We start from the raw sequence: 21,056 nt of genomic DNA, 5'->3' as shown, positions 1-21,056 counted from the left end.
CAGCCTCCTTATCTTCCAAGAATCTCCTCCGGTGAAAAGGTGTATTTCTTTCCACAGAACCTGCAGACTACCTCGACAGGCTCATCTCCTACGGCTATATCCTCCCTGTCCTGTCTCGACAGGGTCCTTATCTTTTCTGCAAATCTCTGATGGCTGCAGCCGCAGAAAAACGATACATCCCGCTTTTCGGTAAGCTCCATGTCAAAGCCGTCAAGTATTTTCTGAAGCATCATCTCAGGACTATATCCCTTTTCAAGCATGTCTGTAACAGACTCGATCCTTGAAATATTGTCTGACAGACGGTCGATCGTCGCATCATCTGTCCCCGGCATCAGCTGGACTATAAAGCCTCCTGCCTGCCTGACAGTAAGGTCGGTATCTACTAAGACCCCAAGCCCTACCGATGAAGGGACCTGCTCGCTCTCGGCATAGTAATATGTCAGATCCTCTGCGACCTCTCCCGATACCAGTCCTATGGTCCCGCTGTAGGGCTCCTTTAGTCCCATATCCCTTATGACCCTTAGATATCCTTTCCCTATCCCTGCTCCGACATCTAAGTGACCGTTTTCCTTTTCAGGAAGATCTACATGGGGATTATTCACAAAGCCCTTTGTATGGCCGGCCGAATCAGCGGTTACAGTCACTCCGCCCAGGGGACCGTCACCGATCAGTTGCAGGGTGACCTCGTCCCTTTCTCCCTCCATCATGGAGCCCATCATAAGCGAGGCCGAAAGCGCTCTTCCCAGAGCAGCCGTTGCAACCGGCCAGGTATCGTGACTGGCTCTTGCCGTCTCTACCACTCCTCTGTCGCTTACCGCAAAGGCCCTGATCTGATCATCTGCAGCTATAGCTCTTACGAGGTAATCCTTCATAGTAATCCTTTCTGTCTTGTTCCATCCTTATAGAATCCTGGTCTTAAAGGGTCCTTCATGTATTCTCTGGCAACAAACGTGATCTTTTCCGAATCGGGCCTTACAGCAAGTCCACTGTCGGTATCGAGCACCTCTATAAGCATAAGGCCAGCCTTCTCAAGGGCACTTACTATCTCCTCCCGGCTGTAGGCCCTTTGTATATGCTCCTCGAAAAAGCGGCTGTAGCTGTCCTTATGCTTTCTTATATAAAGAGTCAGATCATAGTAATTCATCCTTTCCGCCCTGTCATAGGAATTCTCCCAGATGAAGCTTCCCTCTTCCCTGTTCTCGGCAAATGTATTGTCAGAAAGCTCATTTTCATACTTGTAAATAGTATTTATATCAAAGATAAACAGTCCTCCCGGATCAAGGAAGTTATTGACCCTGAAGAAGACCTCTGTCAGATCATCTATATCTGTGATATAGTTCATGCAGTCGCAGACACTTACTACTGCATTATAAGTGCCAAAAAGGTCAAGCTGCCTCATATCCTGGCAGATATATAGAATGGAGTCGTCGTTCTCCTTTGATCTTGCTATATAAAGCATCTCATCTGAGCCATCGACTCCTGTCATATCATATCCCATATCTCTTAAGCGCCTTGTGATCTGACCTGTTCCGCAGCCCAGGTCAAGCACCATGGGCGCCTGATCTGACCTACGGGGCAGATATTCCTTAAGCAGCAAATCGATTCTCCTGCTCCAGTCATCATAAGGCACATTGTCCATAAAGAGGTCATAAACCTCTGCAAATGATGTATATGCATCACACATGTTTTTCTATCCAATCATAAATAAAGTCATAGACCTTATCCCTGTCGGTTTCGTTAAGGACCTCATGTCTGTCGCCGGGAAAAAGCCTGATGGATACATCCGAAAGGCCAGCCCTTTTAAACCTGTCACAGGCCTTTCTTACTCCCCTGCCCATGGAGCCGACAGGATCGTCTGAGCCAGAGACAAACAGGATCGGCAGATCCTTTCTTATCCTCCTTATGTTACTGACCGAATTGTCATAGAGCATGGCCGAGGTAAGTCCTCTGTATCCGTTCAGGGAGAAAAGAAAGGTGTCATGAGGATCATTATAATATTTTTTTACTACTTCAATATCCTTTGTAAGCCAGCTGTCCTTTGGCTGTGAACCATCCATATTGAATCTGTGATAGTCGCCTGAAAACAGGAAGTCCGTGACCCGCTGACTCTTATAGTCCCATCCATGAAAAAGAGCCGCAGCTCCTATCACAAGCTTTGCAAGGATTATGGCAGGAGTCGGAGTTGTACCTGTCCCTACTATCACAGCCCCATTCAGCTCTTTAGTCTCCTCAGGGTAGATACACAGGAACTCCCTTAAGAGAAAGCTTCCCATAGAGTGTCCCAGATAAAAGCATGGTATATCCGGATACCTATTTCTTCCATAATGGAAGACTGTCCTCATATCAAAACACATGGTCCTATCCGGAGTCCTCGTATGCATAATACCAAGCTCTGATCCGTCATCTCCTGATACCGATTCTCCGTGACCGATGTGGTCATGGCCAATAACGACAAATCCCCGGTCTGTCAGATATCTGGCGAAGCCCTCGTATCTTTCGATATACTCGATCATACCATGGACTAAGAAGATGACTCCCTTAGGTGCCATATACTCGTCCGCTTTCCATTCCACGCAGTGGAGATCTGTCCCTGCATCGTCAGATGACTTAAGTGAAAAATTCTCCTTTACCATAGATCATTTCCTATTTAACCCTTCCTTACGCGGAAATCCGTGATACGGGCCTCCGCACTTTTTGTCCCCATATAATCATTTATATCAGGATAATAGACTATGTCAAGCCTGATATCATTTTTCATCCCGGCCATAGCCTTATCGAGCTGGCTTCTTCCAAAGGCCTCTCTTATGGCTCCATCCATGGCTGCGCCCTCCCCGAAATAGAGTGCATCCACGACCCTGCCATGGGATGAAAGGCGAAGCTTCCTGTACTGCTGCCCCTTTCCTATCATCCGATAGGACACGAGGGGAAGCCCCTTTTCCGCAAAGACAGGCCTTGGGTTTCCATTCCCGAAGGGCTCAAGTCGTGAAAGCTCGTCTATAAGAGGTATTTTAACATACCAGAGCGGCATTGGCACATCTATTATGACTCTTTTTTCCATATCCGAGGCCGAAAGGTCTGAATGCTGGTTCAAATAATTCCTAAGCCAGTCTATATCCGTCTCCCTCATTGAAAGGCCTGCTGCCATTGGATGTCCGCCGAACCTTATAAATACTCCTCCATTGTCCGGATTCTCCTGCTCATAGGCCTCGTTTGCCTCTACCATTTTCTCATACATCGAATATGCCTCGATGCTTCTTCCGCTTCCCTTTACCTCTCCGGTCTTTGTCTTACAAAGGACAAAAACAGGCCTGTTGTACTTTTCCTTGAGCTTTCCTGCGACAAGACCGCAGAGACTCTCATGCAGATCCTGCATATATATGACTATCACATCCGGTATCTCCTCAAGCTCGCTTAGCATGGCAAAGGCCTTGTTTACACCCATTGTGGTCATGAACTTTCTCTGATCGTTAAGCTTCACCAGCTTGTTTGCTATAGCCAAAGCCTTTTCCCTGTCATTTTCAAGAAGAAGCGATACTGCTGTCTCTGCCGTATCTATCCTGCCTGACGCATTAAAGCATGGACCTAGGACAAAGCCCACATTATATGCACTGATCCTTGTCCTATCCAGGCCAGAGCATTCTATAAGTGCATCAAGTCCCGGATTTTTCGCCTCAGCCATTGCCTTAAGTCCGTAATAGACTATTATCCTGTTCTCATCGACAAGCTCCATTATATCTGTGATCGTAGCGAAAGCTGCCTCTGGCAGATAATCCATATATGAATCCGCCTCTCCGGAAAACAGGACAAATACAAGCTTCCATGCTACGACTGCTCCACATATCCCCGGAAACGGATATTTGTCATCTATCCTGTGTGGATCAATTACAGCATCAGCATGAGGGAGATGATATATCTTGTCCCCTGATATGGCGTCATAGACTCCCGATCCGGTATTAAAGGCCTCTGGCAACTCTCCCTCATTTCCCTCTGCTGTGGAGAAAGGTATCTCATGATGATCTGTTACTATTACAGTCATACCCTTCTCCTTAGCCAGACTTACAGCAGGAGAGGCTGCTATACCATTATCACAGGTGATGATGGCTTCTATACCATCCTCTGCTGCCTGCTCTACCATGTCAGGATTCAGACCGTATCCGTCCTTTACCCTGTCCGGCAGACAAAAGTCGCAGTCTGCCCCCAGCCTTCTTAATGCATCGATAAGGATATAGGTAGAACATATGCCATCGGCATCATAATCTCCCACTACCCGGATCCTCTTCTTATCCTTGATAAGCCCTCTGATAAGCTCACAGGCCCGCTCCATGTCCGACATAAGAAGAGGATCATTTAAGCTGCCAAGGTCGGGATTCAAAAAACCCTTCATATCCTCCTCGGATAAATGCCTGTTTACAAGCACCCTCGCAGTCACCTGATCTATGCCCAGATCGGCTGCTATCTTCTTGAAATCAGCCTTCTTCATAAGGCTCATCCACTTTGCCATTTCTTCTCCTTAATCAAAAAAGCGGTGATCATATCCACTGGAATAACGATACCGCTCGGTACAAAGAGCCAGAGGCTCTTACTTTCTATTATTATCCAAAAACTTGTACAAAAGCCTGTAGAGCTCCTTTGATTCGTCACTGCTCAGGCATAAGCATTCCGACATCCTCTCAGGTACTGCAAGTGCCTTATCCCTCAGCTTCATACCATAAGGCGTGATCGAAATCAGCAGATTTCTCTCGTCCTTTTCACTCCTGTGTCTCTTTATGTATCCCTTGGATTCAAGCTTCTTCAGAAGCGGGGTAAGCGTCCCGGAATCAAGGTAGAGACATTCACCTATTTCTTTTACATTCATCTGCTTCCTTTCCCATAGCACCATCATAGTGATATACTGGGTATAGGTCAGATCAAGCTTGGAAAGATACGGTTTATATGCTCTTACGACCTCCTTAGCGCAGGCGTAAAGCGGAAAACACAGCTGGTTCTCCAGCTTCAGGCAATCATACTTATTGTCACCCATAAAAGATCTCCAGTCAGATAGATTAGTGCACAAAGCACTATTTCATTGTATACAATCTATCTATGGTTGTCAAGCAGGGCTTTATGCTCTGATATTCTTCAGCATGTACTCTACTATAGCAGCACAATGTCTTGCTGCCTTCTTCTCAAATGAAGGATAGTCCTCGCTGCCTGAATTATCAGCCTTATCAGATATAGCCCTTATTATGACAAACGGAACCCTGTTCAGATAAGCGACCTGGGCTATAGCGGCTCCCTCCATCTCTGTACACATACCGCCGAACTGGTCGATTATAGCCTTCTTCTTCTCGTTTCCTGCTATAAACTGGTCTCCTGATACGACTCTTCCTGAGAAGACATGGATATCAGGCGCAGCCTCCTTTACCGCACTGATCGCACATTCCCTAAGATAGCTGTCTGCCGGGAAGCTTAAGGTACCCACTCCCGGGATCTCTCCAGGCTTGTATCCAAGCGGTGTCACATCAAAATCATGCACCACCGCATCCTCTGATACGACAATGTCTCCTATATCTATACGGTTGTCAAGTGAGCCGGCCACTCCTGTATTTATCACATGAGTCACATCAAAGCAGTCAACGAGTATCTGAACGCAGGCACCGGCATTTACCATACCTATACCGCATCTTACCACTACTACATCCGAGTCTCCGATCTTTCCCTCGAAAAAGCTCATCCCTGCACGTTCAACAGTACGACTTACATTCATTTCAGCCTTCAGATGGTCAACCTCGACCTCCATGGCTCCAATAATACCAATCCTCATAATAACACCTTATTCCTTATTTCTACTCCGGATAATGGAGGTTCTCCTCCGTCGCATCCTTAAGCACTTTAAGATACCTCTTTGCAAGATAATGCGCCATAGACAGATTCTGATCCAGATAATTGCCGCAGTCACGGGGAGCAGCCCCCGGTACGTCTCCGTCGAAGTCCCTGATGAATTCAAACATCTCTATGACAAGCGGAAGTATATCCTCAGAGTCATAGTCACCGGCAAGCAGCATATAGAATCCTGTCCTGCATCCCATAGGCCCGAAATAAACAGTCCGATCCCCAAAGTCCTTATGGTTCCTTAGGAATGTGGCGCCTAAATGCTCTATAGTATGCATCTCAGCCGTATTCATCACAGGCTCCCTGTTCGGAGCAGTCATCCTAAGATCAAAGGTGGTGATCACCGCATCGCCGAAGCTGTCCTTTCTGGATACATAGACTCCCGGAAGCAGCTTCAGATGGTTGATCGTAAAGCTTGTAATCTTCTCCATAGCCATCCTTTCTATCATACACAAAAAAACAGAGACACATCGGTGCCAGCCGGCTCCAATGCATCCCCGTCCATAGTAAACTGCGGATAACAGGACTTGAACCTGCACGGTCTCCCACCAGAACCTAAATCTGGCGCGTCTGCCAATTCCGCCATATCCGCCTGACTATCTGTCGTCCTCATCCGAAAGACTATTCAGAGCATCAAGGATATCCTTGCTGTCTACCTCCGCGAAACGATCGAGCGCCTGCTCCATCTTCCCGATCAGAGGTGTCTCGTCATCATGGTCTCCTATGCCGAGATGCGATCTGAACTCTCTTATCTCTGCCTCAGTACTGCTCTCCTGACCCTCTTTAACGGTTGCTTCATCCTTTGCCATATGCTTACCTTCAATAATAATCAGGGAGCCCTGTAAGCCTCCCGAGTCACCGGACTACATGCTGCATTAAAACAGCTTCTTTATAATACAGGATTTGGGGAAAGATTTCAAGTGGATTTTTCCACTGTTTTTCCACAGCTTTTCCAACCAGAAATAATAAATAAGGCCAGATTCGACAGGTTTTAATGGGTGATCCATGCATCAACGATATCTATACACCCTTGAAATGTGGAGAAAGTGGATAAAGCCGTTGAAAAACCATTCATCAGTTAAGATAGCGGACTTTTTTCCACAAAATCCTGTGGAAAGCTGTCGATAAGTGATCGGCCGTTTCTCGTTTATTATGTGGATAATTCGCCCGAGGAAATAGTTTATTCATAAACCAACTATTTTCTCCGGATCACAGTCAATAAAAACGCGGTTTAATAACCTTTTTATATCAGGCCCTCATCTGTATTGTGGATAAGCTTATCCACAGTTTTTTACTGATTCTTTATTTTGTCCACTATTTCAAGCTCTCTCTCGTTGAAGAAACGATATTCCCCGACCGAGGGGCCATCCTTCAGGTCAAAGTCACCGACAGAGCATCTGTTAAGCGCTATGACCTCACAGCCGACTGCCTTCATCATCCTTTTTACCTGGTGAAATCTGCCCTCGGAGATAGTAAGAAGGGCGCTTTTTTCGTCAATACCTGAAATCACAAGATCAGCCGGCTTTGTCGGCTTATCATCTCCTATGTCTATCCCCGCCTTGAAGCTCTCCACAGCTGACTGAGGGATAGGTCTGTCACAGGTCAGGCTGTAGGTCTTTTCCACATGCTTTTTCGGATGCATCATCCTATGGGACAGATCACCGTCATCCGTTATTATAAGAAGTCCTGTCGTATCCTTATCGAGCCTTCCGACAGTAAAGAGTTCCTTTCCCTTAAGCCTGTCATCGAGAATAGAAAAAACAGTCGGATTCCTGCCCTCCCTGTTTGTACAGACCAGACCGGCAGGCTTGTTCATAAGTATATAGGTATATTCATGGTATTCTATTTTTTCACCCATAAAGCGGACTACTGACCTGACATCCACCTGGGTCTCTGGAGCAGATACCTTTACCCCGTCTACTACGGCCGGCGTTTTCTTAAGAGCTCTCTTTATCTCCCTTCTCGTCATCTGTGTAGCCGAGGCAAGATATTTATCAAGTCGCATTAAATACACTTCCTTTCTTTTATCATCACATGTCCCTTACTACTTCCTAAAAGGTGATTATTCTGTTATAATATCGTGGTTAAAAAAGCAGACTAGAAAGCAGGAATCATGCCAGGTTTTCGTTCACACTATGTTTTCGGGATAGAATCCCGGAATATCTTAAAAAAACTCAATACACCAGAGAGTCTTTCAATGTGGGATGTAGTCAGATCTCATCCGGCGGTATATGCCCTGGGACAGCAGGGACCGGATATATTTTTTTATAACCCCCTGTCCTATACCCACAAGAGAAATACCGGAGAGATAATGCACCACGACAGGACCCTGGCCTTTATCACGAATCTGATAAAGGTATCCGAATCCATAAACGATCCCGGACTAAGAGGGGTCGCCCATGCTTATACGGCCGGATTCATCGGACATTATACTATGGATACGACATGTCACCCTTACATCCATTACAGGACAAAGAAGGACATAAATGACCACAGCAACAGGGGCTTCTACAACCATATGTTTCTCGAAGCCGATATAGACTGCGCTCTTTTAGCCCACTATCTGAAGCTTCGCCCGTCGGAATTCATACCATCGAAGACTATAGAGCTTAGTCAGGCCGATGCTATCCTGATAGGATCCCTGATCCAGAGAGCAGCAGCCATGACCTATCCGGAGATGGTCCTTGTCTCCTTTGAGGTCACTCAGGCCTTCCGTTTCACAAGGATAGTCTATGACCTTATGGAGGACAGAAACAGATGGAAGAAAAAGCTTGTAAGAAGCTTTGAGGATGATTTTCTGAAACATCCCCAGTTTTCTGCCATGATAGCAAACGACGGCCATAAGACATATACAGATCCATGCAACCTAAGACATCTCGAATGGAAGAATCCATGGGATCTGACCCACCATTCGAGGGCCTCATTCTATGAGCTTTTCGCAAGTGCGGAGAAGAAATATATAAGGAGACTTTACCTTTATTTCTGTCTCTTCTCCTCTGAATGCGGCAGCCGTGATTACTTCAGCTATGTCGATATGCTGAAAAATGATCTTTCCAACCTCTCCTATGACAGTGGTCTTGCCTTATGAAAAACTACAAGCTTAAAATAGAATATGACGGAAGCCGTTACTTCGGCTGGGAGCATCAGCCTGATAAGCCTACCATACAAGGAAAGATCGAGAGTGTTCTATCCCGTATGCTCTATCCTGATCAGGAAATCGCGCCTGTCCCTGACCTGATAGGAGCCGGAAGGACAGACGCCGGAGTCCATGCAAGAGGCATGATAGCCTCTGTAAAAATGGACACTGACCTCTCATGCGACCAGATAAGGGACTACTGTAACAGATATCTCCCTGATGATATAGCAATAAGAGAGGTAAACCTTGCAAGCGACCGCTTCCATGCCAGATACAACGCTGTCGGCAAGACCTACCGATACAGCGCCTTCTATGGGCCTGTCCATCCTGTATTCAACAGGAAATATATAAGCATCCTTGAAAACGATGTGGACATTGAGAAAATGCAGCGTGCTGCTGCCTTCCTTCAGGGCTCACATGACTTCAGAAGCTTCTGCGGCAATTCAAGATTCAAAAAATCCACTGTAAGAGTCGTTGACAGAATAGAGATCAGAAGATCAAAGGGCTATATCTACTTCACTCTCCATGGAACAGGCTTCCTTCAGAACATGGTAAGGATAATAGTAGGCACACTTCTCCTTGTTGGCCAAGGAAGAATAGAGCCGGAAGATGTTAAAAATATCCTCGAAGCCAGGGACCGTAAGGCTGCCGGACCTACTGCTCCGGCAAAGGGTCTTATGCTTTTAAGTGTCGATTATTAAATATCAAGCGCCTTTATGACATCGCAGGTTTTTGCGATGTCTTCTTTTGTATGGACTGCCGAAACAAACATGGCCTCAAACTGTGACGGAGCCACATAGATGCCATTATTAAGCATCTGTGAAAAATAGTCGGCAAACTTTTCGGTATCTGAGCTTTTGGCGCTCTTCTCGTCCGTGACAGGCTGGTCTGTCATGAATACAGAAAGAAGCGAACCGGCCCTGTTTACATTAAGCCCCTTATCCCTGAATGCCCGCTCAAGCAGAGCTGCCTTCTGGTCGATCCTCTCATAGATGGAAGGATGACTTTTTAGTATAGAAAGAGTCTCTATACCAGCTGCAACAGCTATCGGGTTTCCTGACAGGGTCCCTGCCTGATAGACATCTCCCTCAGGAGCCACCTTGCTCATTATCCATTTTTTTCCGCCATAGGCTGCCAGAGGCATTCCGCCTCCTACTATCTTTCCGAAGCAGGCCATATCAGGTGAAATGCCAAAGGCCTGAGCTGCTCCGCCATAGGAAAGCCGAAATCCTGTGATCACCTCGTCAAATATGAGAAGAGCCCTGTATTTTTTTGTAATACTCCTTAAGGCCTCAAGAAAGCCCTTCTTAGGAGGGACTACTCCCATATTGCAGGCGACAGGCTCGACTATGACAGCTGCTATCTGGTCCTTATTAGCCAGAAAAAGTGCTTCGACAGACTCCGGATCATTATAGTCTGCAAGCAGGGTGTCCTTCGTCGCATTAGCCGGTACTCCTGCGGAGTCAGGCAGGGAATCGGTAAGCACTCCTGAACCTGCTGATGCCAGAAGAGCATCCGAATGGCCATGATAGTTGCCGCGGAACTTTATTATCTTGTCTCTTCCTGTAGCGCCGCGGGCCACGCGGATAGCGCTCATACAGGCCTCAGTCCCGCTGTTTACAAGCCTCACCCTTTCCGCAGATGGATAAGCCTCGCATATTTCCCTTGCAAGTATGGTCTCTGCGATTGTCGGAGCACCATAGGTAAGTCCCTTCTGCGCTGCAGCGCTTACTGCCGTTACTACCCTCTCATTTGCTGCCCCTATTATGTTAGGTCCCCATGATCCGACATAGTCTATGAACTCATTGCCGTCTATATCCCATATCCTGTCTCCCTTTGCCTTATTGATAAAAAGAGGAGTCATGCCGACATTCTTAAAGGCCCTGACCGGAGAATCCACTCCTCCGGGTATATAGCTTTTCGCATCCTTAAATGCTATTTCTGAATTTTCTGTATTAAGTCCCATTATAATAACCTCATTTCTTGCATATAGCTCCGATCCCTTTTATTATATTCGATGGATCAAGCTTCTCTCTCCCGAATCTCTCAGACGGATCATTTGAAAGTATCACATTTGCCTCGAAGAGATCAAATCCGTCATCAATAAGCCTTTTTGTCAGATCAGCTCCTACTTCCTCATGATCTGAGAGATGTGACAGAGCCAGATAGCATTCCTTATAGTGATCTATCAAGGCTTTTAGATCATTTTCCCTTGCGAAATAGCTGTCTGCCCCGGTCTGCTCCTGGTGGTCCTTTATGAAAAGGATCTGCTTGGTAAGCTCAAGGCTTGCGCGGGGATCAGACGTAGGCAATGCCACCTCCGGTCTCTCCTTCAGGATCTCCTGAAGCATACTCTTTGCCTTAGCGGTTCTTTTTTCTAAGAGAAGCTCCCTGACAGCAAGAAGGACCTCCCTTGTCTCAGCCTTTTCCCCTGTGCAGACTATATTGCTCTCATAGTTCTTAAGCCCTCTTGCCCTTATGAAAACCATAGGTAGATTTTCTGTAAGAAAGCCATAAACCCTCTGCTGATAAGCATTGTAGCCAGTCATATCTATGGCAGGCATGGTTTCAAGCAGAATCGTAAACATCCACTGACAGTATTCGTCAAAAAGAGGCCTTGGCATACAGAAAAGATTGCCGAAATACTGGTCCCTTCCGTTCATCACCTCTTCAAAGGCCCTGCTGTAATCAGGATATAGTCTCGCTATCGTTTCTCCGACAGCGTCAAGATCGGCCACATTATGTGCCCTGGCATAGCTGTCCCGGTAGCTGATCTCTGTCCTTATATTCTTTGAGGTGATAAGATCATATTCATCAAGCAGCTGGTCAAGTCTCTCTCCCGAAAGCACCCTTAAGGCTCTGTCGCAGAAATACCTCCTGTAATGACAGGCCCCTATATTTTCCTGACCCTTATAGTTCTTAAAAAGCCAGTAGATCCCTGTCAGCTCAGAAAAATAGGGATTCAAGTCAGAAATATTATCCTCTCCCCTGTCATCCCTAAGGCAGCCTTTTTCTATGTCTTCCTTACCGGCTGCACCGACGAACAGGGTCCTGTATGCAGGATCATCGGGCTTGTCATATGGCCTGTGGGCCATCACAAAAACACTTGTCGCCATCTCAATTTCCTTAATGCTCTATCATAGAAAGAGCTGTACTGATAAACTTCGCGAAATCATCGGCATCTGCCTTTTTCTTGTAATCAAACAGGAATTTCCTGAAGCCTTGGCCATATCTGTTGGAATATTTGTCCAGATCCGGAATTATCTGCTTGATACTAATCTCCTTTAACAGAGCCTCCTTCTCTTCCTTTATTATCATTTCCGCCTTTTCTACAGCGGTGGCCTTCCTGTCATTGTTTTCCCTGGCAAGCTGCCTGAAATCATCTATAGTGACAAGTCTTGCCCCCTTTATACCGCTTACTGCAGGATCTATATCAGATGGAACCGACAGATCGATAAAAAGCCTGCTCTTATCGGTCATCTGGTCTGGAAGTCTGGTCCTTATCACTGTATAGTGGGGACTTTTGGTAGCGGAAATGATAATATCGTAATCCTCTATCCCCTGATATCTGTCATGATAGTCGATAAGTCTTATGCCTCTGTCACTGAAGCGGTTCCTGTGAACAGTAGCCGTGATCTGGCAGTCGCCGTAGGAAAGCAGGTCCTTTCTGAGCGAGCTTCCTATATCGCCTCCGGCCCCTATCATAAGGATCTTCTTTTTATGATCAGAAAACCGGTGACAGCAGGAGGCAGCCAGGGTCGCTATAGAAACAGAAGTCTTTGACAGCAGGGTATCGGTCTTTACCTTTTTTGCTGCTGCAAAGGCTGCCTGAAATATCTGTGGGAATGAGTTACCATAGCAACCGGCTGCTCTAGCCCGTTTTGCTGCATCCTTTACCTGTCCTAAGATCTGATCCTCTCCTATCACCATTGAATCAAGTCCTGCTGCAACATTGAACAGATGTCCTATGGCTGCCTCACCTGTAAAAACCAGGCAGTGCTCCCTGATGATAGAGGGATCTACTCCGCTAACAGCTGAAAGCGCATTTATAGCCTTTTCTGTCCCAAGCTCTCCATAGATCTCAGTACGATTACAGGTGCAGATGACCACAGCATCATGGTTCCTGTCACTTATCCTGCCAAGCATGTAATCAAGCTGCCCGTCTGCTACCGTAAGGGCACCTCTTAGCCTTTCATCAGCTGTCCTGTTGTTTATAGATATAGCAAACATTATTCTAAAAGCCAGCCTGCGGCTTCTATAGCATGATAGGTGATTATCCTGTCAGCCCCAGCTCTCTTCATTCCTGTAAGCGTCTCCAGAGTGATCCGTTTCTCATCGATCCAGCCATTCTGTGCTGCTGCCTTTATCATTGCATACTCTCCGCTCACATTATAGGCGATAAGAGGTACCTCGAATCTGCGTCTGGCTTCCTTCATGATATCGAGATATGCCATAGCAGGCTTTACAATGATCATATCGGCTCCCTCCTCCAGATCATCCTCTATCTCTCTCATTGCCTCCCTGCTGTTTGCCGGATCCATCTGATATGACTTCCTGTCGCCAAATTTCGGAGCTGACTCTGCAGCATCCCTGAAGGGTCCGTAATAAGCGCTTGCGAATTTGGCACTGTAGGAAAGGATAGGTGTGAGCATAAATCCTGCCTTATCAAGTCCCTCCCTTATGGCTGCCACTCTTCCATCCATCATGTCTGATGGAGCCACTATGTCTGCTCCGGCCTCTGCCATGCTTACTGCTGTCTTTGTAAGAAGAGGCAGGGTCTCGTCATTCATCACATATCCATTCTTATCGACCATTCCGCAGTGTCCTGTCGAGGTATATTCACAAAGGCAGACGTCTGCTATTATTATAAGGTCAGGATACCTCTCCTTAATATGTCTTATGGCCTCCTGGGTCACTCCGTGATGATCATAGGCTCCGCTTGCTACATCATCCCTATGATCAGGGATGCCAAAAATAAGGATAGCCGGTATCCCTGCTGCTACTACCCTGTCTATTTCCTCGTCGATCCTGTCTAGCGAATACTGACAGATGCCTGGCATTGACTTTACCGGCACCTTCATGTTTTTCCCGGCCACAGCAAACACCGGATAGATAAAATCCGACGCATGAAGCTCATTTTCTCTTACAAAGCTCCTGATGGCCTCACTCTGCCGAAGCCTTCTGAATCTTCTAAAACTACTCATTTCTTACAGCTGCCTCCAATTCATCTGCCAGGCTGTATAGATCCGGCCTTTTGGCTACAATGCATTTTTTTCCATATGCCCTTGCCGTCAGCTCTCCTATGCAGACCACTCTGGTGTTACTGGTTTTTCCTCCTGCCTCAATGTATGAGCGGACCCCGTTAGCAGACCCGAACAGTATATAATCCGTATCAGGGTCATATGAGGCGATAAGCCTCTGATCCACAGTTGTCCTGTATACGCATATATTTTCTACCTTTTTATGCGCTGAGTCAAGAAGGGCTGGCAGAGTATCAGAGGCATTGTCTGCCCTGAGGAGATATATTCTCTCATCTCCTGTCTTTTCTATAAGCAGCTCTGCCAGGGCCTCGCTGGTATAGTTCTCTGGCATATAGTCATAGGAGAAGCCTCTTTTGCGAAGCTCATCTCCAGTGCCCGGTCCTATCACAGCAAACCTTAGAGATGCAAGAGTCCTAAGATCCTTACCATATGCCTTAAAGAAGCTGTCCACTCCGTTGGCAGATGTAAATACAAGAATGCTTCCCGTCTCAAAGCTGTCAGGAAGGTCCTCACCGTTTGTTTCGGTGATGAGATGCGGCAGGGGCTTTACCCTGAAACCTCTGTCTGTAAGTATCCTTTCAGCCCTTTCTACAAAGCTTCTTGTACCTGTCACCGTAACTGACTCTCTTTTGTGGGCGGAAAGAGAAAACCCGGCACCCTCACCGACAAATATTATACCTGGCATCGGCGCGTCTGCTGCCTTTTCTACAATATCAGAAAGCCTTCCCCTTATTATAGTCTCATCTCTCTTAAAGCCCCTGCTCATCACTGCAACCGGAGTATCAGCAGGAAAGCCCTCGCTTGTCAGCTCATCTACTATCTGGGCAAGCCTTGTGATACCCATCAGATATACCCTTGACAGGCAGTCCCTGTGAAGTTCTGCCGCATGTCCTGTCTCTACGATAAAGCCACTCGCAACTCCCCGACTTGTGACTGGTATCCCGAAATGCTCAGGCACAGCGACTGCGGATGTGATGCCTGGCACCAGCTCATATTCTATACCTGCTCCCTCAAGCGCCTGTGCCTCCTCAGCGCCCCGGCCGAATACAAACGGATCTCCGCCCTTAAGACGCAGCACCTGTCTTCCTGATACAGCAAGTGTCACAAGGAAATCATTTATCTGCTGCTGCGAGGCCTTATGGGAGCCAAGCCTTTTCCCTACTGGATGAAAGGCCGCATCTGGCCTTGCCAGAGAAAGTACAGATGGGTCTATAAGATCATCATATACTATGTCATCACAGCTTCCTATCAGCTGTCTTGTCCTTAGGGTAAGAAGCTCATAGTCAGGCCCGGCTCCGGCAATATATACCTTCCCCCGCTTCTTCTGGGCTCCTGTATGGAATATCCTTCTTACCGTTTCAAAAGACATGTCTCTGTCAAAGCTGTAAACATCTCCCTTAAATATATGGCTCATTCCCTGATACATAACAGGCATCAGATACTCTCCCTCTCGAAGTGTCTCATGTAAAGGCAGGTCCTTATCGCCGCTCTGATAGTATCTGGCGGCAGCTGCAAAGGTACAGTCTGCCCCAAGTGCCCTGACACAGGCTCTCTCTCCGTTGAATCTCCTGTGGACCTTACTGTCGTCTATAAGGGAGAGAAGATTCAGAAGGTCTCTCCTGTCCCTCCTGCATTCGACAGCTATTATTCCCTGAGTGGCTGCCGGTATACACTCTCTGTCAGTAAATTCCCTTACTATAAGATCTCCGGTATCTATAGAAAGCCGGTTAAGCCCTGCACGCGCAAGCACAATGGCATCGACCTGACCTGATCTCAGCTTTTCAAGCCTGGTGTCGACATTTCCTCTGATCGGTATGAATTCTGCCTTAGGAAAAACAGCTTTAAGCTGCTTTATCCGGCGAAGTGAGCCTGTCCCTATCCTTACCGGATCATCTGTCACAGAAAGCATTACGTCCCTGTCGCTTTCCGCCTCAGGAGTAGCTGCTATGGTAAGACCAGCTGCAAGCTCGAAAGGCAGATCCTTTCCACTATGTACAGCTATATCTGCCTCTCCCGAAAGCAGGGCCCTTTCTATTTCCTTTACGAAGACTCCCCGGCCACCGATCTTAGCCAGCGATTTTTTCTGTTCCTTATCTCCCTGGGTCCTTATGATCCTAAGCTCACTCTCCATTCCAAGACATGCCAGCTTCTTTTTCACTATTTCTGCCTGAGCCAGGGCCAGCTTCGATCCGCGTGTAGCAATGACTATCCTGTGGGGAAAATAAATATCCGGCCTTCCTCCGTCAAGACAAGTCTTAAGCATCTGCTTGTATACAGCCTTCCTGTCATCCTGATCAGGAACACTTTTCCTTATAACAGAGCGGGCAGCTTTCATTTCTCTGGCCACCTGATCTATATTATCCGGCAGGATCTCCCTTATCCTTTTCTTAAGAAGAGCTGCCATTGCTGGAGATGAGCCGTTTGTCGAGACAGAAACGGTCAGATCTCCCTCCTTTATTATAGAGGGAAAAATAAAATCACAGTATGACTCGTCATCTACTGTATTTACAAGTATGCCCCTTTCACGGCAAAGAGACCCGATAGATCTGTTCAGCTTACAGTCATCTGTTGCGGCGATACAGTAATCAAAGCCATCAAGATCTGCTGCCGCAAAAGGCTTTTTCCTGATATCGATGCCTGCTGTGTCAAAGGAAAACTCCTCTGCAACTATAGTTATATTTTCTGTAAACTGCTTAAGTCTTGAAAGCTTTTCTCCGGCTATCCTGCCGCCTCCGACTATAAGGAATCTTTTATCATCAATATTTATATAAAAAGGAAAATAAGTCATTTTTCTTCCTCTAGAAACGAAAGAAAGGTCTTCATACGACAGTACCAGCTGTCGTTTTCTGCTGCTTTCCTTGCTCCATTTGCAGCGATCTCCGCTGCCTTATCCATATCAGACAGGTAATAGGAAACCTTGTCTGCAAAGCCATCCGGGTCCTTCAAATCAAAGAAAACTATATCCTCTCCATCCCTGTAATGGTCGCTTAGGTATCTGCTCCTGTCGCTAATGCAAAGGGAGCCTCCAAGCATATTGTTAAAGACTCTCTCGCTCGATCCGTCCTTGTACCAGGGCATGAAATTAAGCGAGATCCTGGCATCAGAGGCAAGCTCATTGCATCGCCTTGAGCTTATCCTTGTATGTATAGATATTGGCTCAGAAAATCCATCATCCCAGTGGTCACCGTAAACAGCAACAGGAATCCGTTTTTTCTCAAGCGCATGCATAAAGCTGAGCTTGAAATACCGTCTGACATACATATCTATCTGTACAGATGTGGCAAAAAAGAGCCTGTGGTACTCATCAGGAGAAAAACCGCATCCATCTATCACCCTGCTTACTGCCTGCTCTGTGGTAAGAGACGGGTCAGAAATCATAAGGCCGATGGTCTGATTGTAATACATTTTTCCCTGATCTGCAAAAATGGAGAGCATAGGGAAACCGCTTACAGCCTTCTGCACAGAGCCGCAGTAAAGAACCGGAATACTTCTTTTATCATAGGGTATCATCTGACCCTCGCAGGCCCCGCCGTTAGGGAAAAAACGTATATCCCTTATAGCTGGATAAAACTCCCTTATGAAGGCCGCATGGTTATTATCGAGTACAAGAGCATGGAAATCTCCAGGAGGACTTGTAAGAGTATCAGGAAAATTCCTCGGATGATCCTGTATGGAATCATATATGGGCACCCCGTATTTCTCCCAGAGATTGTTCCCATCGACTGTCATGTTAAGCCCGATCTGATTCCAGAGGAAAACCGCCTTATTCTCTCTTTCCATGAAACGCCGGAAATCCTCCCCGTTATAGGTGGAAGGATCTCCGGCGTCTATGATATAGGTATCTGCTCCAAGTAAGCTAAGCGCCTCGGTGCATTTGTCTGTGAAATAATCCATTGTTTCAAGGATGCCCTTGAAAAAAATGATATTATACATGAATTCTTATGAAAGTATTGCCTGGTCGTTAGCGAACTCCTCGCCACTGGCTTCTTCGAACTTATGAAGGAGATCCTCGACTGTAAGATGCTTTTTCTCCTCTCCCTTGATGTCAAGCATCACCTGTCCGTCATTTAGCATCACAAGTCTGTTACCGTGAGCTATGGCATCTCGCATATTGTGAGTGACCATTATGGTAGTCAGCTTGTTCTCGCTTACGATACGGTCTGTAGCGGCAAGAACAGTTGCTGCAGTCTTGGGGTCGAGAGCTGCTGTATGCTCATCGAGCAGCAGGGCCTTTGGCTTTACAAGAGTAGCCATCAGAAGGGTAAGAGCCTGTCTCTGTCCTCCGGAAAGGAGCCCGACCTTTGCTGTAAGCCTGTCCTCAAGTCCCAGATTGAACTTCGACAGAAGCTGTCTGTATTTCTCTCGCTCAGCCTTTGTGATACCCCAGCCTAAGCCTCTGTGCTTTCCTCTTCTTGCAGCAAGAGCCAGATTCTCATCGATCTGCATGTCTGTAGCCGTCCCTGTCATAGGATCCTGGAAGACCCTTCCAAGGAATGGAGCTCTCTTATGCTCAGGATAACCGGTCACGTCCACACCGTCTATTATGATCTGGCCGGAATCTATAGGCCAGACTCCTGCAAGAGCATTTAGCATAGTTGACTTTCCTGCTCCGTTTCCTCCGATAACTGTGACGAAGTCACCATCGTTAAGCTTCAGGGAAAGGCCGTTTAAGGCATGCTTTTCATTTATGGTACCGGGATTGAAGGTCTTTTTTATATTCTTAAGCTCGATCATTCTCTCTGCCTCCTATTCTTTTGGCATGAGCAAAGGAATGCCCTATGCTGTCCTTAAGATAAGGGATAGCAAGGAAGATTGCAACGATTATAGCTGTAAAGAGCTTCAGATCGTTTGTAGGCATACGAAGCCATAAAACGACTCCTATCACCAGATAATAGATTATGGAACCAATGACGACAAAGACCAGCTTTACCGCAAAGTTCATTTTCTTTCCGAGGATAGCGTTTCCAAGCACATCACCTATTATGACTGCTGCAAGCCCGATAACGATCGAGCCCCTGCCCATATTGATATCAGAGAAGCCCTGGTACTGGGCGAAAAGTCCTCCTGAGAGGGCCACAAGTCCATTTGATAACGAAAGTGCAACGACCTTGCAGACCTTGATATTGATACCCTGTGCCCTGCTCATGGCCGGGTTGTTACCGGTGGCTCTTATTGCCGAGCCGGCCTCTGTTCCGAAGAACCAGTAGCAGGCTATTATCACTACAGCTACAAATATAAGTGCTACAAGGATGGACTGGTTCACATCACGAAGACTAACTATAAGCTTGTACTGGGTCGATGAAACAGCCTTGTTGGCTCCTCCGTCCATTATATGGAGGTTTATGGAAAAAAGCGCTATCTGCATCAGGATCCCCGCAAGGATATCTGGTATACCAAGAAGTGTATGCAGAAGGCCTGTACACAGGCCTGCTATAAGGCCTGCTATAAGCGCCATGACAAGCGCTGATGCGACCGAATGTCCGCCAAGGATCTGCATCACGGCCACAGCTCCGCCTGTAGCGAAGCTGCCGTCAACTGTCAGATCCGGAAAATTAAGTATCTTGTACGTGATGAAAACGCCTATAGCCATCACTCCCCATATCAGTCCCTGGGCCACATCTCCGGGAAGTGCCCCGATCAGAGTCATTACATTAAGTCCCATATCTTTATCACTCTTTACTAATTGCCTTATAATCATCAGGGATCGTTACGCCAAGCTCCTTGGCACGATCAGCATCATACTCCTTTGTGAAGTTCTCTGCGCTCTCGACCTGCATGTCACCAGGATTCTTGCCATTGACAAGGATATCGTAGGCCATTTCTCCGGTCTTTCTTCCCAGATCCTCATAGCTTATCGAAAGAGTCGCTACTCCGCAGCCTGAGCAGATTCCCTCTTCTCCGCATACAATAGGAGTCTTTGCCGGAAGGGCAACGTTATTGATATTCTCAGCACAGTTTGCTGCAGTATTGTCAGTAGGGATGTAGAGGACATCCGAGTCAGCGCAGGCCTGCTTTGTGACCTGAGCCACATCATTCGAATCCGAGAATGTATAAGCCTTTACTGTATATCCGTACTTCTCAAGGAAAGGAGTGATGGTATCGACCTGATACTTGCTGTTGGCCTCTGCAGAGCAGTAAAGGATGCCTACCTTCTTTGCGTCCGGGAAAAGCTCATTCAGCATTGAAGCCTGCTGGTCGAGAGGAGCCAGATCTGTAGTCCCTGATACATTGCTTCCGCTCTTTCCGTTCCAGTCCTTGATGCTTAAGGCTGTGCCATAATCGGTAACCGAGGTGCCCAGTATAGGGATAGTGGTCGTAGCCTGAGTAGCTGCTGTAAGAGCTGCTGTCGCATTAGCCATGATAAGATCGTCTCCGGCAGAGACGAAGCCGTTGCAGATGGTCGAGCAGTTTGCAGAATCACCTGCGGCATTCTGCTCATCGAACTTCACCCTGTCTCCCAGCTTCTCCTTCAGATAATCCTTGAAGCCCTTCGTAGCGGCATCAAGCGCCGGATGCTGTACCAGCTGACAGATACCTATATTATAGGTTTTCCCCCCTTTGCCTCCCTTGTCAGCTGACTTGCCATTCGACGCCCCTGAGCAGCCAGCCAGTGAAGTCACAGCCATTGCGGCTGCAAGGAACAGTGTGATGATCTTTTTCTTCTTCATTATAGACTCCTTCCTTGAAATATACTTTCGATTTTTTCACTATATCACTTCAAATCAATGAAGTCAATCCGGAGACTTTCATTTAATAGTTGTAAAATCATTTTAAGAGTGGTAAACTGA

20 protein-coding genes and 1 tRNA gene are annotated in these 21,056 nt (G+C 46.9%); 2 read left to right on the top strand and 19 right to left on the bottom strand.

What is annotated here, in order from left to right:
• Window positions 1-8 precede the first annotated feature (8 nt).
• The 10 genes from hslO to ACTNCK_RS01415 form a co-directional block, all read right to left on the bottom strand.
• A complete protein-coding gene (hslO, locus tag ACTNCK_RS01460; protein WP_441080552.1) occupies window positions 9-872 on the bottom strand; it encodes an Hsp33 family molecular chaperone HslO in 864 nt (287 codons plus the stop codon).
• Window positions 869-1,684: a class I SAM-dependent DNA methyltransferase gene (locus ACTNCK_RS01455; RefSeq protein WP_441080551.1), complete on the bottom strand. Its 816-nt coding sequence runs from the start codon at window positions 1,682-1,684 to the stop codon at window positions 869-871. Before ACTNCK_RS01455 ends, hslO begins: the two co-directional genes overlap by 4 nt.
• Entirely contained in the window at window positions 1,677-2,633 is a 957-nt protein-coding gene (locus ACTNCK_RS01450) for an alpha/beta fold hydrolase (protein ID WP_441080550.1), read from the bottom strand. Before ACTNCK_RS01450 ends, ACTNCK_RS01455 begins: the two co-directional genes overlap by 8 nt.
• A gap of 14 nt (window positions 2,634-2,647) precedes the next feature.
• The gene (locus ACTNCK_RS01445; RefSeq protein ID WP_441080547.1) at window positions 2,648-4,501 is read right to left on the bottom strand and encodes a single-stranded-DNA-specific exonuclease RecJ; all 1,854 of its coding nucleotides are present in this window, start codon (window positions 4,499-4,501) and stop codon (window positions 2,648-2,650) included.
• Window positions 4,502-4,579: 78 nt separating this feature from the next.
• Window positions 4,580-5,020, bottom strand: coding sequence for a MarR family winged helix-turn-helix transcriptional regulator (locus ACTNCK_RS01440; protein WP_441080545.1), 441 nt, complete (start codon window positions 5,018-5,020; stop codon window positions 4,580-4,582).
• A gap of 81 nt (window positions 5,021-5,101) precedes the next feature.
• The gene (locus ACTNCK_RS01435; protein ID WP_441080544.1) at window positions 5,102-5,803 is read right to left on the bottom strand and encodes a 5'-methylthioadenosine/adenosylhomocysteine nucleosidase; all 702 of its coding nucleotides are present in this window, start codon (window positions 5,801-5,803) and stop codon (window positions 5,102-5,104) included.
• Window positions 5,804-5,825: 22 nt separating this feature from the next.
• Entirely contained in the window at window positions 5,826-6,302 is a 477-nt protein-coding gene (locus ACTNCK_RS01430; protein WP_441080730.1) for an S-ribosylhomocysteine lyase, read from the bottom strand.
• A gap of 81 nt (window positions 6,303-6,383) precedes the next feature.
• Window positions 6,384-6,463: transfer RNA gene (locus tag ACTNCK_RS01425), tRNA-Leu, on the bottom strand.
• A 4-nt stretch (window positions 6,464-6,467) separates the two neighbouring features.
• The gene (locus ACTNCK_RS01420; protein ID WP_441080542.1) at window positions 6,468-6,680 is read right to left on the bottom strand and encodes a hypothetical protein; all 213 of its coding nucleotides are present in this window, start codon (window positions 6,678-6,680) and stop codon (window positions 6,468-6,470) included.
• A 482-nt stretch (window positions 6,681-7,162) separates the two neighbouring features.
• Window positions 7,163-7,876, bottom strand: coding sequence for a pseudouridine synthase (locus ACTNCK_RS01415; RefSeq protein WP_441080541.1), 714 nt, complete (start codon window positions 7,874-7,876; stop codon window positions 7,163-7,165).
• A gap of 108 nt (window positions 7,877-7,984) precedes the next feature.
• On the opposite strand from ACTNCK_RS01415, the gene ACTNCK_RS01410 reads away from it, so the two are divergent.
• Together ACTNCK_RS01410 and truA are read left to right on the top strand one after the other, a co-directional pair.
• The gene (locus ACTNCK_RS01410; protein WP_441080540.1) at window positions 7,985-8,959 is read left to right on the top strand and encodes a zinc dependent phospholipase C family protein; all 975 of its coding nucleotides are present in this window, start codon (window positions 7,985-7,987) and stop codon (window positions 8,957-8,959) included.
• Entirely contained in the window at window positions 8,956-9,708 is a 753-nt protein-coding gene (truA, locus tag ACTNCK_RS01405; protein ID WP_441080539.1) for a tRNA pseudouridine(38-40) synthase TruA, read from the top strand. Before ACTNCK_RS01410 ends, truA begins: the two co-directional genes overlap by 4 nt.
• Here truA and hemL read toward each other — a convergent pair.
• From hemL to ACTNCK_RS01360, 9 genes are read right to left on the bottom strand one after another with little or no spacing between them, the layout of a single operon-like run.
• A complete protein-coding gene (gene hemL / locus ACTNCK_RS01400) occupies window positions 9,705-10,973 on the bottom strand; it encodes a glutamate-1-semialdehyde 2,1-aminomutase (protein WP_441080538.1) in 1,269 nt (422 codons plus the stop codon). The genes truA and hemL overlap by 4 nt on opposite strands.
• 10 nt (window positions 10,974-10,983) lie before the next feature.
• Window positions 10,984-12,123, bottom strand: coding sequence for a DUF4422 domain-containing protein (locus ACTNCK_RS01395; RefSeq protein ID WP_441080537.1), 1,140 nt, complete (start codon window positions 12,121-12,123; stop codon window positions 10,984-10,986).
• A 10-nt stretch (window positions 12,124-12,133) separates the two neighbouring features.
• Window positions 12,134-13,237: a glutamyl-tRNA reductase gene (locus ACTNCK_RS01390; RefSeq protein ID WP_441080536.1), complete on the bottom strand. Its 1,104-nt coding sequence runs from the start codon at window positions 13,235-13,237 to the stop codon at window positions 12,134-12,136.
• The gene (gene hemB / locus ACTNCK_RS01385) at window positions 13,237-14,211 is read right to left on the bottom strand and encodes a porphobilinogen synthase (protein WP_441080535.1); all 975 of its coding nucleotides are present in this window, start codon (window positions 14,209-14,211) and stop codon (window positions 13,237-13,239) included. The genes ACTNCK_RS01390 and hemB overlap by 1 nt, the downstream gene beginning before the upstream one ends.
• Window positions 14,204-17,056: a hydroxymethylbilane synthase gene (hemC, locus tag ACTNCK_RS01380; protein WP_441080534.1), complete on the bottom strand. Its 2,853-nt coding sequence runs from the start codon at window positions 17,054-17,056 to the stop codon at window positions 14,204-14,206. Before hemC ends, hemB begins: the two co-directional genes overlap by 8 nt.
• On the bottom strand, window positions 17,053-18,201 hold the full coding sequence (locus tag ACTNCK_RS01375; protein WP_441080533.1) for a glycosyltransferase family protein: 1,149 nt from the start codon (window positions 18,199-18,201) through the stop codon (window positions 17,053-17,055). Before ACTNCK_RS01375 ends, hemC begins: the two co-directional genes overlap by 4 nt.
• Window positions 18,202-18,207: 6 nt before the next feature.
• Window positions 18,208-19,002 (bottom strand): ABC transporter ATP-binding protein, encoded by a 795-nt coding sequence (locus ACTNCK_RS01370; RefSeq protein ID WP_441080532.1) that lies wholly within the window; start codon window positions 19,000-19,002, stop codon window positions 18,208-18,210.
• Window positions 18,989-19,930, bottom strand: coding sequence for an ABC transporter permease (locus tag ACTNCK_RS01365; RefSeq protein WP_441080531.1), 942 nt, complete (start codon window positions 19,928-19,930; stop codon window positions 18,989-18,991). The genes ACTNCK_RS01370 and ACTNCK_RS01365 overlap by 14 nt, the downstream gene beginning before the upstream one ends.
• A 7-nt stretch (window positions 19,931-19,937) precedes the next feature.
• On the bottom strand, window positions 19,938-20,939 hold the full coding sequence (locus ACTNCK_RS01360) for an ABC transporter substrate-binding protein (protein WP_441080729.1): 1,002 nt from the start codon (window positions 20,937-20,939) through the stop codon (window positions 19,938-19,940).
• Between the last annotated feature and the right edge of the window lie 117 nt (window positions 20,940-21,056).

The organism is Candidatus Weimeria sp. HCP3S3_B5 (assembly GCF_052064335.1).
Classification (GTDB): domain Bacteria; phylum Bacillota; class Clostridia; order Lachnospirales; family Lachnospiraceae; genus Weimeria.
The sequence above is the reverse complement of the archived record's forward strand: the minus strand, read 5'-3'. Positions and strand labels throughout refer to the sequence as shown.